This window comes from Streptomyces sp. NBC_01474, from assembly GCF_035918215.1.
In the GTDB taxonomy this organism is placed as follows: Bacteria; Actinomycetota; Actinomycetes; order Streptomycetales; family Streptomycetaceae; genus Streptomyces; species Streptomyces aureus.
Genome location: NZ_CP109449.1, coordinates 3,397,345 through 3,411,130, shown reverse-complemented (window position 1 = coordinate 3,411,130; position 13,786 = coordinate 3,397,345). Strand labels below are relative to the sequence as shown.

12 protein-coding genes are annotated in these 13,786 nt (G+C 70.5%); 5 read left to right on the top strand and 7 right to left on the bottom strand.

Going from position 1 to position 13,786, the window contains the following annotated elements:
* Positions 1-35: 35 nt before the first annotated feature.
* Together OG758_RS15850 and OG758_RS15845 are read right to left on the bottom strand one after the other, a co-directional pair.
* Complete coding sequence (locus OG758_RS15850) at positions 36-2,243, bottom strand: hypothetical protein (RefSeq protein WP_326710609.1); 2,208 nt, start codon at positions 2,241-2,243, stop codon at positions 36-38.
* Between the two features lie 62 nt (positions 2,244-2,305).
* On the bottom strand, positions 2,306-2,752 hold the full coding sequence (locus OG758_RS15845) for a hypothetical protein (RefSeq protein ID WP_326710608.1): 447 nt from the start codon (positions 2,750-2,752) through the stop codon (positions 2,306-2,308).
* Positions 2,753-3,615: 863 nt separating this feature from the next.
* Between OG758_RS15845 and OG758_RS15840 the strand changes: the two genes are divergently transcribed.
* Positions 3,616-3,747, top strand: a complete 132-nt coding sequence (locus tag OG758_RS15840) for an integrase (RefSeq protein ID WP_326710607.1) — start codon at positions 3,616-3,618, stop codon at positions 3,745-3,747.
* Positions 3,748-3,876: 129 nt separating this feature from the next.
* On the opposite strand, the gene OG758_RS15835 is transcribed toward OG758_RS15840, so the two are convergent.
* A complete protein-coding gene (locus OG758_RS15835; RefSeq protein WP_100591261.1) occupies positions 3,877-4,539 on the bottom strand; it encodes a response regulator transcription factor in 663 nt (220 codons plus the stop codon).
* A gap of 357 nt (positions 4,540-4,896) precedes the next feature.
* Complete coding sequence (locus tag OG758_RS15830) at positions 4,897-5,532, bottom strand: DUF3000 domain-containing protein (RefSeq protein WP_382059648.1); 636 nt, start codon at positions 5,530-5,532, stop codon at positions 4,897-4,899.
* Between the two features lie 152 nt (positions 5,533-5,684).
* Between OG758_RS15830 and hemE the strand changes: the two genes are divergently transcribed.
* Entirely contained in the window at positions 5,685-6,752 is a 1,068-nt protein-coding gene (hemE, locus tag OG758_RS15825) for a uroporphyrinogen decarboxylase (RefSeq protein WP_326710605.1), read from the top strand.
* 130 nt (positions 6,753-6,882) lie between these two features.
* Positions 6,883-7,236, top strand: a complete 354-nt coding sequence (locus OG758_RS15820) for a hypothetical protein (RefSeq protein WP_326710604.1) — start codon at positions 6,883-6,885, stop codon at positions 7,234-7,236.
* A 33-nt stretch (positions 7,237-7,269) separates the two neighbouring features.
* Here OG758_RS15820 and OG758_RS15815 read toward each other — a convergent pair whose 3' ends face one another.
* A complete protein-coding gene (locus OG758_RS15815) occupies positions 7,270-8,649 on the bottom strand; it encodes an FAD-dependent oxidoreductase (RefSeq protein ID WP_326710603.1) in 1,380 nt (459 codons plus the stop codon).
* Positions 8,650-8,676: 27 nt separating this feature from the next.
* Positions 8,677-9,669 (bottom strand): DUF4349 domain-containing protein, encoded by a 993-nt coding sequence (locus OG758_RS15810; RefSeq protein WP_326710602.1) that lies wholly within the window; start codon positions 9,667-9,669, stop codon positions 8,677-8,679.
* Between the two features lie 149 nt (positions 9,670-9,818).
* On the opposite strand from OG758_RS15810, the gene hemG reads away from it, so the two are divergent.
* Complete coding sequence (gene hemG, locus OG758_RS15805) at positions 9,819-11,285, top strand: protoporphyrinogen oxidase (protein WP_326710601.1); 1,467 nt, start codon at positions 9,819-9,821, stop codon at positions 11,283-11,285.
* 4 nt (positions 11,286-11,289) lie between these two features.
* Positions 11,290-12,009 carry a hydrogen peroxide-dependent heme synthase gene (gene hemQ / locus OG758_RS15800; RefSeq protein ID WP_326710600.1) on the top strand — a complete coding sequence of 240 codons (720 nt, stop codon included), beginning with the start codon at positions 11,290-11,292 and terminating at the stop codon, positions 12,007-12,009.
* Between the two features lie 80 nt (positions 12,010-12,089).
* On the opposite strand, the gene OG758_RS15795 is transcribed toward hemQ, so the two are convergent.
* A complete protein-coding gene (locus OG758_RS15795) occupies positions 12,090-13,682 on the bottom strand; it encodes an alpha/beta hydrolase (protein ID WP_326710599.1) in 1,593 nt (530 codons plus the stop codon).
* Positions 13,683-13,786: the final 104 nt, after the last annotated feature.

The following is a 13,786-nucleotide window of genomic DNA, read 5'->3' as shown; positions in this document are numbered from 1 at the left end:
GTGCTCATTCTGTCGGGTGCCTGTTTCTCCGGGCGTCAACGGTCGGCTCGAAGGGTGTCGAGCGTACGGTTGCGGCCCAAGTCGTACTGGTCCTGCCCCGCGTGGACGAAGGACTTCGTCCAGTCGCTGTCGATGCCGTGCCCGCGACTGTCGGCCCATGCCCTGACCATGTGATCCACGTCGTGCAGCCCGGCGTCGTAGGTCTTGGCGTTCTTCTCGGTGGCCTCGACGTTCGCCTCGGCGGTGTGTTCCTTGTTGGACTCGTAGGCCCACACGTCGATGGCCTTCGAGGTGAGGTCTCCCACCGGGGAGAGATCAGCTACCGGATTGAACATCAGTGCCGTGCTGAAACCCGTGCCGATCCCGTGGTTGAAGTCGGCGGCCCACTGCGTCTTGTCGAACCGTTCGTCGAAGATGACGTCCGACCGGATGCCGTCATAGGCGCCCATGGCGCGTGAGGACTCGACGACGCGGTTCTGGATCGTCTTGTCGCCGGCGTCCTGGGGGATATCCGCCAGGACATGGTGCGAATACTGCTGCTCAGCCCCGTAGAGGTGGCCGAAGGCTCCCCCGTCGTCGGCGATGCCCCTCATCACGGCGGCGAGGCGCTGGTGCCCCACAGCCATGTGCGCCCCGTCCTTGTCACTCCAGACCTCGCCCGTGCTGTCCCAGTCGATGTCGTACTTCGAGTCCGAGGCGGCGTAGATCTCGTGCGTGTCGGGTGTGTACGACGTCAGGACGTGCGCCAGCGGTGTGGACAGGTTCTTCGGCAGATGGTCCGCCGCCTTGTCCGAGTACAGGGTGTTGATGGTGTCCTGCAGGATGCGGGCCTGCGGCTCGCTGTGCTGTCCGACCGCGTGGTAGGCGCCCGGCGCTTCCCCGGTCGTGGCGGCTTCCAGGGCGGCGCCGAAGCCCTTGCGCACGTCGCCGTCCTCCTCCATGACCGGAAGGCCCGTCGTGGTGCCGCCGGGCGGAGTCGCGTAGTGGTCGACGACCGTGTCCCAATCGCGCCCGTGCAGCAGGTACTTGAGGTTGTCGTTGTGCGCCGGGTCCAGGTATTCGGTACTGGTCTTCGGGTCCTCGGACATGATGCCGAGGACGCCGTCGAGCGGGTCGTTGGCGAACCAACCCCGGTCCTTGCCGTTGAAATCGTCCCGCAGGGCCCAGATGGATTCCATGTTCCCCTTGGCGAAGTGCGACTCCTCGGCCTTGCGGACGTCGTCGGCGGTGTCCTCGAGGAACTGCCCGGAATAGCCGTGTCCCTGCTGCATCAGCGTGACCAGGCTCTGGTAGCCGCGGACCCTCTCGTTCGGGATCGGGCTGAGGCCGTCCACCTTGAACTCCTCGACCCCCGCCTTCTGCATGTCCGCACGAAAGTGCTTGTAGAAGTCGGAGTTCGGGTCGCGGGTCGCGGTGGCCAGCGTGGTCGCGAGGCCGTTCTCGAGGTCCTTGTACCGGCCGGCGTTCTTCTTGTCGTCGTAGTGGCCGAGGCTTTCGAGGTCGTTGGACAGCTTCAGCGTTCCCCGCGCTCCGAGGTCGTCCAGGAGGGTCTGACTGAACGCCTTGTCTTGGGAGTTGTCATGGAAGAGCCGCTGCAGTTCCTGGTAGTCGCGCGCGGACGCCTTGCCGGAATTGATACGCGTCGCGATGTCCTCGGCCTCGACGGCCTCGTACTTCTCTATGTCGCCCTGCGCCTTGCCGTTGAAGCCGTTCAGCGTGCCGTCGGAGGTGTCGGAGTCGATGACGACGGCCGTGAAGGCGACCTCGACGCCCTTGTCCGCGTCGTCCACGTTCTGCACGCACTGATCGATGCGCTGCTGCCAGGAGTTGACGGCCGTGCGGACGCTCGCCTGGTAGTCGGGATCGTGGGCCAGCGCCTGGTGCTCGCTCTGGGTGAGCTTGCTGTAGTCGTACGTGACGACGCCCTGGTCGGACACCTTCATGTCCTTCGCCATGGCTTCGTCCCGGGCGGTCTCCAGCTTCTTCTGAAGGTCCACGAACTGCGTGTGCGCGTCACGGAGGAGTGAGGCGATCGCCTTGGCCTCGACCTGGGCGTTCTGGAATTCCTTGAGCGTGATGTCGAAGCGCTGGTTGGCGGCGTCCGCACTCAGCCCTGTCCACGTCTGGCCCATTGATATGCCGTGCACATCCCGCTGGTACGCGGTCTCCTGCTTGTGGAACTTCTCCGCCATGCCGTCCCAGCGTTCGGCAGCGGTGGTGAGCGTGGACAGGTCTGTCGTCATTATCTCGTGGTAAGTCGGCATGGATCCCCGTTGAGTGCGAAGGCGTACGAGCGGGCTGTCTGTCAGGGATGCGGTGGCGGTGAGTATGTGTCGAGCACCGACACTTTGCGCACCCCGGCGAGCACTCCGAAGTCCGTCCCGGTCAGAAACGTGTTGCTGCTTTGCAGTGCCCCCTTCTCCGAGGACAGACGGTTCATGAGGTTCTTGGCCTGTTCGCCCCACGTCTTGTGCGCTTTGCTCACGGCGCCCGAAGTGAGCCACCCGTGCCCGTCCTTGGGCCCGAACGCCTTCACTGAACCGCCCGTCTCCTCATCCGCCCAGGCGCCCGCCTGCTTGGTTTCGGGCTCGATATGTTCCTGAATGGCCTTCGCTGCGGCCTTCTTCTCGGCCGGTGATGACGCCAGGTCTTTCTGGCCGCCAGAAAGACCAGGAGGATTGGCCGAGCCACTAGGGTCGGTTGGTATTTGGTTGAGTCGCATCTGTATCGACTCGTGTCCTGCGGGTTCCATTGCTCGCTGCTCTCCCCCGTGCGCGTTGGACCCTAAGTGCTGGTTCGCGTACGTAATTGGCTACATGGGTTGCGTCAGGCGTATGAGGGTGCTGGGTTCCGGCTGCGGCCACGCAAGACGACAACTGTCGCGCCGGGCAGTACGACGACGTCGATTCCCGGGCCCGCCACCGCTCCGGCAGCAGCCGTAGCCCCGCCCCACTCGTCTGTGACGAACCGATCGGCGCTGTCCACCGCCACGGTGACCTCCCCGTACAGCACACCCCGTGGGAATCAGCCTAGTTACAGGTGGCGACGGGCGAAACCCCAACTGCCCCAGGTGCAACAGGAAAGGGACGGTGTTCCCCGCACAGTGCGGATCGCCGTTTCCCAGGGATCGAAAGGTCCTCAGAGGCAAGCTACTTCGGTGAAGTGGCTGATCAGGGAGTGAAGTTCATGTCCCGGCAGGATGTTGTGGGCGCGGAGACCCTGCTGCGAGGCGGAGATCTCCTTCTCTGACTGCGCGGCCGTGGACGAGGGCAGCGGCAGGTCGCGTCGAGACGTCCGACCGAGACGTATCGGTGTCAGGCGCAGAGTCGACCTCGGCCAAGGTCACCGACGGCTGATCCGCTGCCGGAGTGGGGGTGGTGAGTTCCTGTGCGAGGCGACCCGGTGCCGGGTCCTCGGGGGTAAAGCCGGCGCCTCCGCAGGCTTCGGCGGCGGAAGTCTGCGACTGGTTCACGGCACCGTCCGGCTACGGCGGCCAGGGTGTCCTGCGAACGTGGTTCTGGAAGCAGCCGGGGTTGATGATCGGGTGCCTCCCGGGACGACGCTCCACGGCCTCCGTCACGTCTACGCGAGTCTGGTATTCAAGTACCGTGAGTCGTGAAGACCGTCCAGAAGCGTCTGGGGCACTCGCAGCCGAGCGTCACGCTCGACACCTGCACCCGCCTCTGGCCGGACGGCGTGGACACCGCCTGGGCGGGCGTCGAGGTTGCCCTCGGTGATGTGCCCTGAGCGGCGGGTTGGATGACATCTCCACAGTTCAGGCCCACGCTGTGGCAGATCAATGTCTCGGTGTATGTACAGCGCCCGTCGACGGAACGTTCCGTCGACGGGCGCTGAAGGTACATAAACCAGTCAGGGTCAGTGGATGATGCCGGTGCGCAGGGCAACGGCGACCATTCCGGCGCGGTCTCCCGTGCCGAGCTTGCGCGCGATGCGGGCGAGGTGGCTCTTGACGGTCAGCGCGGACAGGCCCATCGAGACTCCGATGGCCTTGTTCGACTGGCCCTCGGCGACGAGCCGGAGCACCTCGACCTCACGGCCTGACAGTTCGCGGTAGCCGCCCGGGTGGCTCGGAGCACCCGGGGGGCGGCGGTGCATACGGGCCGCGGCGGACCCGATGGGGGCGGCGCCGGGGCGGGAGGGCAGCCCGACGTTGGTACGGGTGCCGGTGACGACGTAGCCCTTGACACCGCCCGCGAGGGCATTGCGTACGGCGCCGATGTCGTCGGCTGCGGAGAGGGCGAGCCCGTTGGGCCAGCCCGCGGCACGGGTTTCGGACAGAAGGGTCAGGCCGGAGCCGTCGGGAAGGTGGACGTCGGCGACGCAGATGTCGCGGGGGTTGCCGATGCGGGGACGAGCCTCCGCGACGGACGAGGCCTCGATGACGTCACGTACACCGAGCGCCCACAGGTGGCGGGTGACGGTGGAACGGACGCGGGGGTCGGCCACGACCACCATGGCGGTCGGCTTGTTCGGGCGGTAGGCGACCAGGCTTGCGGGCTGCTCGAGGAGAACGGACACCAGGCCTCCTGGGGTGCGGGACGGGACCGGCTCGGGGAAGAAGCCGGGGCGAACCGTGCTTTCAAGGTCACAGACCTCTTCGGCACTAAACCCGCCCGCCTTTAGAGAAAGATCACGATTTAGTGAGTAACAATTCGTGCAATTCGGACACGCGATCGATCATCCGAAGATCGAACCGAATCACAACGGGACCGGAACTCTTCGAGGTCCGGTCCCGATCGGTGCTGCCACTGTCCCTCGTCACCGGCGGCGGAAGGCCGAAAATCGCCTGCCGATGGCTGTTCCTCGTCGCCCGTCAGGACTTCGGCGCCGCCGCCAAGAGCTCTCGCGTCGCCGGTCAGGACTTCCGCACCGCCGTCAGGACTTCTGCGGGCCCCGGCGCTGAGGCAGCGTCACCACGGACGCATCCCCGGGTCCGGCCGGCGGCAGGCCCGCGATCTGGCTGAGCAGATCGCACCAGGCCGCCAGGTGAGAGGACGTGTCCGGCACCCCGCCGAGCCCCTCACGCGGCGTCCACGAGGCGCGGATCTCGATCTGCGACGCCGGCGCACGCTCACTGAGCCCGCCGAAGTAGTGCGAACTCGCCCGCGTCACCGTGCCGCTCGCCTCCCCGTACGACAGACCCCGCCCCTGGAGCGCGCCCGTCAGCCACGACCAGCAGACCTCGGGGAGCAGCGGGTCCGCCGCCATCTCCGGCTCCAGCTCCGCCCGCACCAGCGTCACCAGGCGGAACGTCCCGCGCCACGCGTCGTGCCCCGCCGGGTCGTGCAGCAGGACGAGGCGGCCGTCCGCGAGGTCGTCGTCGCCGTCCACCACCGCGGCCTCCAGTGCGTACGCGTAGGGCGCGAGGCGCTGCGGCGGCTTGGTCGGGTCCACCTCGATCTCCGGGCGCAGCCGCGTCCCCCGCAAGGCCTCGACCGCCGCGCGGAACGGCGGTGGAGCCGAGTCCACCGGGTCCTTCGTGTTGCGCCCCTCCCGCTCCGATTCACTCATTCCCTCAGCGCCGTCCGACAGTCGTCCCTCAGCCGCAGCCATGCGGGGAAGATTAAGGGGAACGCGGCCTTCGCGCAGGGAGAGACACCCGGCACCCCCACCTCGATGTCCCCGCGCCCGGCGGGGTTCGCGCCCGTGCGAGACTTTCCGACGTGAGTGCCAACCTCCGCCCCACGGGCCAGCAGCCGACAGCTACGTACGAATCCGCCTTCCTCAAGGCGTGCCGGCGTGAGCCGGTGCCGCACACCCCGGTGTGGTTCATGCGGCAGGCCGGTCGCTCGCTGCCCGAGTACCTCAAGGCGCGCGAGGGCATTCCGATGCTCGAGTCCTGCATGATGCCCGAGCTCGTCGCCGAGATCACGATGCAGCCCGTGCGCCGCCACCACGTCGACGCGGCCATCTACTTCAGCGACATCGTCGTACCGCTCAAGGCCATCGGTATCGACCTCGACATCAAGCCGGGCGTCGGTCCGGTCGTCGAGCAGCCGATCCGCTCGCGCGCCGACCTCGCGCGGCTGCGCGACCTCACGCCCGAGGACGTCTGGTACGTCACCGAGGCGATCGGCCTCCTGACGGCCGAGCTCGGCTCCACCCCGCTCATCGGCTTCGCCGGCGCGCCCTTCACCCTCGCGAGCTACCTCGTGGAGGGCGGTCCGTCCAAGAACCACGAGCACACCAAGGCGCTCATGTACGGCGACCCGCAGCTGTGGGCCGACCTGCTCGACCGCCTCGCCGAGATCACCTCCGTGTTCCTCAAGGTGCAGATCGAGGCCGGCGCCTCCGCCGTCCAGCTCTTCGACTCGTGGGTCGGCGCGCTCGCCCCCGCCGACTACCGGCGCTCCGTGATGCCCGCGTCGTCCAAGGTGTTCAAGGCCGTCGAGGAGTACGGCGTGCCGCGCATCCACTTCGGCGTCGGCACCGGTGAGCTCCTCGGCCTGATGGGCGAGGCCGGCGCCGACGTGGTCGGCGTCGACTGGCGCGTCCCGCTCGACGAGGCCGCGCGCCGCGTCGGCCCCGGCAAGGCGCTCCAGGGCAACATCGACCCGGCGGTCCTCTTCTCCACGCCGGAGGCGGTGGAGGCCAAGGCCCGCGAGGTGCTCGACGCGGCGGCCGACCTGGAGGGCCACGTCTTCAACCTCGGTCACGGCGTGCCGCCCACCACGGACCCGGACTCCCTGACGCGTCTCGTCGAGTACGTCCACACGCAGACCGCCCGCTAGGGGTGGTGGGGGCGGGCTCGTGCCCGCCCCCGTCCCGCTGAACGAACAGCGCCCGCCTGAACGCAAGCCGCCCGCCGCGCGTACGTCATGCCGAGCAGTGTCCCGCCGCCCCAAGCGAGGAGACCAGCCCATGACCGACCATCAGCCGGGTACCCCCGTACCTCCCCTCACCGCCCTGCCGGACGGTGAGGCCCAGCTCGCCGTCGTGCTGCGCCTCACCTGGGAGGACCTGGCCGCGCTCGGTCAGGAGGCGGGCCGCATCGCCGCCCGCACGCACCGCCCGGTCACGCTCGACGAGGCCGTCAGCCACCGTCTGCGCAACCGCCTGCCCGCGGCCCACGCCAAACCTCCGCAGGCCACGACCGCTTCCGTCCTGAGCGCGGCCACGCCGCGCACCCCCGGCGACCAGGCGCGCCAGGCCATAGAGCAGATCAACGGCACGTCCACCCCGATGCCGCCCACCTCGGGCCCGGACACGCGTTAGGGGGCGGAGCCCCTAGCCCCTAGCCCCTAGCCCCTAGCCCCTGCGCACCGCCGCGCTCGACTTGCGGGCCGCCACCAGGATCGGGTCCCACACCGGTGAGAACGGCGGCGCGTAGCCGAGGTCGAGGGCCGTCATCTGGTCCACCGTCATGCCCGCGGTCAGCGCGACCGCCGCGATGTCGACCCGCTTCGCGGCGCCCTCGCGGCCGACGATCTGCACGCCGAGCAGGCGGCCCGTGCGGCGCTCGGCGATCATCTTCACCGTCATCGGGGCCGCGCCCGGGTAGTAGCCCGCACGGCTCGTCGACTCGATCGTGGCGGACACGTACTGCAGACCGGCCCGCCGCGCGTCCTTCTCGCGCAGGCCCGTGCGCGCGATCTCCAGGTCGCACACCTTGCTCACGGCCGTTCCGACGACGCCCGGGAACGTCGCGTAGCCACCGCCCGCGTTCGTGCCGATGACCTGCCCGTGCTTGTTGGCGTGCGTGCCGAGCGCGATGTGGCGCTCGCGTCCCGAGACCAGGTCGAGGACCTCCACGCAGTCGCCGCCCGCCCAGATGTTCTCGTGGCCGCGCACCCGCATGGCGAGATCGGTGAGGAGCCCGCCGTGCTCGCCCAGGGGGAGCCCCGCGGAGCGCGCCAGCGAGGTCTCCGGGCGGACACCGATGCCGAGGACGACGACGTCCGCCGGATACTCGTCGGACGTCGTCGCGACCGCCCGCGCCCGCCCGTCGTCGCCCGTGAGGATCTTGGTGACCTCGGCGTCGTCGACCATGGTGATGGCCAGGCCGGTCATCGACTCGTGCACCAGGCGGCCCATGTCGGGGTCGAGCGTCGACATCGGCTCCGGCCCGCGGTTGACGACCGTGACCTCGTATCCGCGGCGGATCAGCGCCTCCGCCATCTCGACGCCGATGTAGCCCGCGCCGACGACGACGGCCCGCCGCCCCTGTGTCGAGGCGAGCGAGTCGAGCAGCGCCTGGCCGTCGTCGAGGGTCTGCACGCCGTGCACGCCCGGCGCGTCGATCCCGGGAATCCGCGGCCGCACCGGCCGGGCACCCGTAGCGATCACGAGTTTGTCGTACGAGGTCCAGGCCTCCGTGCCCGTGTCGAGCGCGCGTGACCTCACCCGCCCGCCCTCGACGTCGAGTTCGGTCACCTCCGTGCGCATACGCAGGTCGATGGACCGCTCCCGGTGCTCCTCGGGCGTGCGCGCGATCAGCTCGTCGGGCCCGGCCACCTCGCCGCCGACCCAGTAGGGGATACCGCACGCCGAGTACGAGGAGAAGTGCCCCCGCTCGAAGGCCACGATCTCCAGCTCGTCGGGGCCGCGCATCCTGCGGGCCTGCGATGCGGCGGACATGCCCGCCGCGTCGCCGCCGATGACGACCAGTCGCTCACGTGTAGGGCTCATGCCCACCAAACTACGTCCGCGCCCCCGTCACTCGTTCTCCTCCCGCTCCCCGGCCGGCGGATGCGCGGGCAGCGGGCCGAGCGCCGTCGTCAGCGGCGGTGCGGCGGCGGTGGCCCTGCGCGGCAGCCGCGGCCGCACGAGACGCAGCCACACGAAGACCAGCAGGCCGCCCGCCACGGCGAACGGCAGCACCGCGCCGACGGCCACCGCGACCCAGCGCAGCATCGTCACGAACGCGCCCCAGCCACCCGCGACCGCGTCGGTGAACCCCGGGTCCTCGTCCTTGTGCCCCGCCGGCTTCACCGGGGTCTCGGTCAGCGACAGCGTGATCGTCGCCAGGCTCGTCCGGTCCTTGAGGGACGCCTGCTGCGCGAGCAGGGCCTCCAGATCGGACTCGCGGGTGCTCAGCTCCCCTTCCAGGGCGACGACATCACTCAGCTTCGTCGCCTTGTCCATCAGTTCGCGGACCCGCGCCACGCTCGCCCGCTGCGACTTGACGCGGCTCTCCACGTCGACGACCTGGTCGGTGACGTCCTGCGCCTTCTCCTTCCGCTCGATGAGCCGGCCCGCGCCCGCGAGGTCCGCCAGGACCTGCTCGTAGCGCTCCTGCGGCACGCGCAGGACGACACGGGAACGCTCATGTCCCCTGCCGTCGCGGTCGGTCGACTCGTTGCCCACGATGCCGCCCGCGTCCTCGGCCGCCGTGCGCGCCTTGTCGAGCGCCTGCGGGACATCCTTGACCTGCACGGTGAGCGTCGCCGTGCGGATGATGTGGACGCCGGTCAGCTTCGGCGTCTCACGCCGGGACGACTTCGTGTCCGACTGTCCTCCGCCCGCCTGACTCGCGGCGCCCCGGTCCGCGGCGGCCGCCTCCCCGCCGTCGGCCTTGCCGGCGTCCCCGCTGTCCGAGGCGCCGGCGCTGCACCCCGTCAGCGCCAGCGCCGCCACGAGCAGGACGGCTCCGGCCGCCCGTATGCCGCGGCGCCCCGGCCGCTTTCCTGTGGTGCCTGATGTCCGCATCGACGTACCCCCCGGAGGTTGAGTGGGACGGCCGGCCCAAGGAGAGGCACCGGCCGCCTCCTTTGACGGCCGGGCGACCCCTTTCGGTGGTTGCCGGGCGGTCCCGATGCGGTCACGGTCGGGACTCGCCGGTCTGAGACAGTGGGGGCATGCGCGAAGCGGACACAGGCACGGGAACGGGACAGGCCCCGAGGGCGGTCGTCATCGGCGGTGGCATCGCGGGGCTCGCCGCGGCCCACCGGCTGCTCGTGGCCGGCGCGCAGGTCACCGTTCTGGAGGCGTCGGGCCGCCTCGGCGGCAAGCTGCGCGCCGGGGAGATCGCGGGTGTACGGGTCGACCTCGGCGCCGAGTCGATGCTCGCCCGGCGCCCCGAGGCGGTCGGCCTCGCCCGCGAGGTGGGGCTCGGGGACCGGCTTCAGCCGCCGAGCACGGCCACGGCCTCGCTCTGGACCAGGGGCGAGCTGCGCCCGATGCCCAAGGGCCATGTGATGGGCGTCCCCGGCACGGCCGCCGCGCTCTCCGGAGTCCTCTCCGACAAGGGCCTGGCCCGCATCGAGCAGGACCGTGACCTGCCCGCCACCGAGTTCGGCGACGACGTCGCCGTCGGCGCGTACGTCGCCGAGCGCCTCGGCCGCGAGGTCGTCGACCGGCTCGTGGAGCCGCTGCTCGGGGGCGTCTACGCGGGCGACGCGTACCGCATCTCGATGCGCAGCGCCGTCCCCCAGCTCTTCGAGGCGGCCCGCGCCCACCGCTCCCTGACCGAGGCCGTCCGCGCCATCCAGGAGCGCGCGGCGCGGAACCAGCAGACGGGCCCCGTCTTCATGGGCATCGAGGGCGGCATCGGACAGCTCCCGCTCGCCGTCGCCGAGTCGGTGCGCGCGCGGGGCGGCGAGATCCTCCTCGACAGCCCCGCCCACGGTCTGCGCCGCACCTCCGACGGCTGGGAGGTCAGGGTCGACGACCACGTCATCGAGGCCGACGCCGTCGTCCTCGCCGTGCCCGCGGAGAAGGCGGCCTGCCTCCTCGACACCGAGTCGCCGGCCGCCGCCGCGGAGCTGCGCACCGTCGAGTACGCCTCGATGGCCCTGATCACCCTCGCGTTCCGGCGCGAGGAGGCGAACCTGCCCGAGGGCTCCGGCTTCCTCGTGCCGCCGGTCGACGGCCACACGATCAAGGCGTCCACGTTCGCCTCGAACAAATGGGGCTGGATCGCGGCCGAGGACCCCGGCCTGGTCGTCGTACGCACTTCCGTGGGCCGGCACCAGGACGAGAAGGACCTCGCGCGCGACGACGACGGGCTCGTCGAGGTGTCGCGCCACGACCTGCGGGAGGCCACCGGCCTGAGCGCCACGCCCGTAGCCACGCGCGTCACGCGCTGGCACGAGGGCCTGCCCCAGTACCCCGTCGGCCACCACGCGCGCGTGGCCCGCATCCGCGGCCACGTCGCCAAGATCCCCGGACTCGCCGTGTGCGGGGCGGCGTACGACGGCGTGGGCATCCCGGCCTGCATCGCGAGCGCCTACGCCGCCGTCGACCAGCTGGACGGTGACCTGACCGGCGTGCAGGAGCTCACCGCGCACCCGGTGCAGAGTCTGCACGGCGGCGCGGGAGAATAGCCCTATGAGTGACGACGCCCCCGCCAAGATCCCGAACGCAGGCAAGAAGGCCAAGGACCTCAACGAGGTCATCCGCTACACCCTGTGGTCCGTCTTCAAGCTCCGAGACGTCCTCCCCGAGGACCGGGCCGGTTACGCCGACGAGGTCCAGGAGCTCTTCGACCAGCTCGCGGCGAAGGACGTGACGGTCCGCGGCACGTACGACGTGTCCGGTCTGCGCGCCGACGCCGACGTCATGATCTGGTGGCACTCGGAGACCGCGGACCAGCTCCAGGAGGCGTACAACCTCTTCCGCCGTACGAAGCTGGGGCGCGCCCTCGAGCCGGTCTGGTCGAACATGGCGCTGCACCGGCCCGCCGAGTTCAACCGCTCGCACATCCCGGCGTTCCTCGCCGACGAGACGCCGCGCAACTACGTGAGCGTGTACCCGTTCGTGCGCTCCTACGACTGGTACCTGCTGCCCGACGAGGACCGCCGCCGCATGCTCGCGGACCACGGCAAGATGGCCCGCGGCTACCCGGACGTCCGCGCCAACACCGTCGCCTCGTTCTCGCTGGGCGACTACGAGTGGCTCCTCGCCTTCGAGGCCGACGAGCTGTACCGCATCGTCGACCTGATGCGTCACCTGCGCGCCTCCGAGGCCCGCATGCACGTCCGCGAGGAGGTCCCGTTCTACACGGGCCGCCGCAAGAGCGTCGCCGAACTCGTCGCGGGTCTCGCGTAGTTCATGTAGTTCCCGGGTCCGTACGCGAAGGGGCCGACCGGTCGTCGAACCGGTCGGCCCCTTCGCGCGTGTGCCCGCCGTCAGTCCACGGCGAGCGGCGCCGGTTCGGGGTGCGGGGCGCAGGCAGCGGCGCGGGTCACCGGGATCCGCCCCTTCATCAGATACGCGTCGAGGTGGCTGTTGACGCACTTGTTGGGGCCGGCGGCGATGCCGTGGGTGCCCGCGCCGCGCTCCGTGACCAGGACCGACCCCGGAAGCCTGCGCCACAGCTCACGGGCGCCCTCGTAAGGGGTGGCCGCGTCCCGTTCGGCGGCCAGGATCAGCGTCGGGGGCAGCGCGCCGGACGCGGTCCGCACGTCGACGGGACGCTGGCGCGGGGCGGGCCAGTACGCGCAGGGCAGGTTCATCCAGGCGTTGTCCCACGTCTCGAACGGGGCGCGGCGCGCCAGCTGGGTGTTGTCGCGGTCCCAGACGCGGAAGTCGGTGGGCCACGCCGAGTCGTTGCACTCGACGGCCGTGTAGACGGCCGTGCTGTTCTCGTTCCCGGCGGCCGCCGCGGCCCGCGGCGCGGCCTGCTCGGCGAGCGGCTTCGGGTTGCCCTTCAGATACTCCGACAGCGCGCTCGCCCGCATCGCCCAGTAGTCGTCGTAGTACCCGGCCTGGAGATACGCGGACTGGAGCTGGCCGGGGCCGACGGTGCCGCCCGCGGGTTTGCTCGCGAGCCGTGCCCGGACCTTCTCGTAGCTCTGCTGCACATCGGCGGCGGTCGCGCCCAGGTGGTAGGTCTTGTCGTGCTTGGCCACCCACTTCCGGAAGTCCGTCCAACGCCGCTCGAAGGCCACCGACTGGACGAGGTTGTTGGTGTACCAGATCTGCTTCGGGTCGGGGTTCACCGCCGAGTCGAAGACCATGCGGCGCACATGCGTGGGGAAGAGCGTCGCGTACACGGCCCCGAAGTAGGTGCCGTACGACGACCCCATGAAGTTCAGCTTCTGCTCGCCGAGCCCGGCGCGCAGCACGTCCAGGTCGCGGGCGTTGTTGAGCGTCGTGTAGTGCCGCAGCGCGTCCCCGGCGTTCTTCGCGCATCCCCGGGCATACGCCTTGGCCTGCGCGATCCGCTCCAGCTTGTACGAGGCGGAGGGCTGGGTCGGCGCCTGCGTGGGGGCCTTCGCGAACCGCTTGGGGTCCTCGCAGGACAGCGGGGCAGAGCGGCCCACCCCGCGCGGGGCGTAGCCGACGAGGTCGTACGCGGAGGCGATGCGCTTCCACTCCGGCATCGGCCCGACGAGCGGGAAGTACATGCCGGACGCGCCGGGGCCGCCGGGGTTGAAGACGAGGGAGCCCTGCCTGCGGACCGGCCTGCCGCCCTTTGGAGCCGTCGTGCCGGTGGCCTTCACGCGGCTGACGGTCAGTCTGATCTGCTTGCCGGCGGGGTGGGCGTAGTCGAGGGGGACGGAGACGGTGCCGCACTTGATGTAGGTCGGGAGGTGCTCCGCGGCGGCGCAGGTGCCGAAGGTGATTCCGGCGGCCGCGGCGCGGGCGGCGGCCACGGCCGTGCCGCGCAGTTCGGCCCTGTCGGGCGGGGCCTGGGTGTCGGCGCGGCCGGGGGCGGCGACGAGGGCGGTCAGGACCAGGGATCCGGCGGCCGCGTAGACGGCTGGGGCTGCTCTCATCGCTCTTGTGGGTCCCTTTCGTCCGGCCCTCGTACGGCCGTTTCGCGCGGCCTTTCGGGGCTGTCGCCCGCCTGCCGGGAGCAGACGCGAACAAAGGGGATACT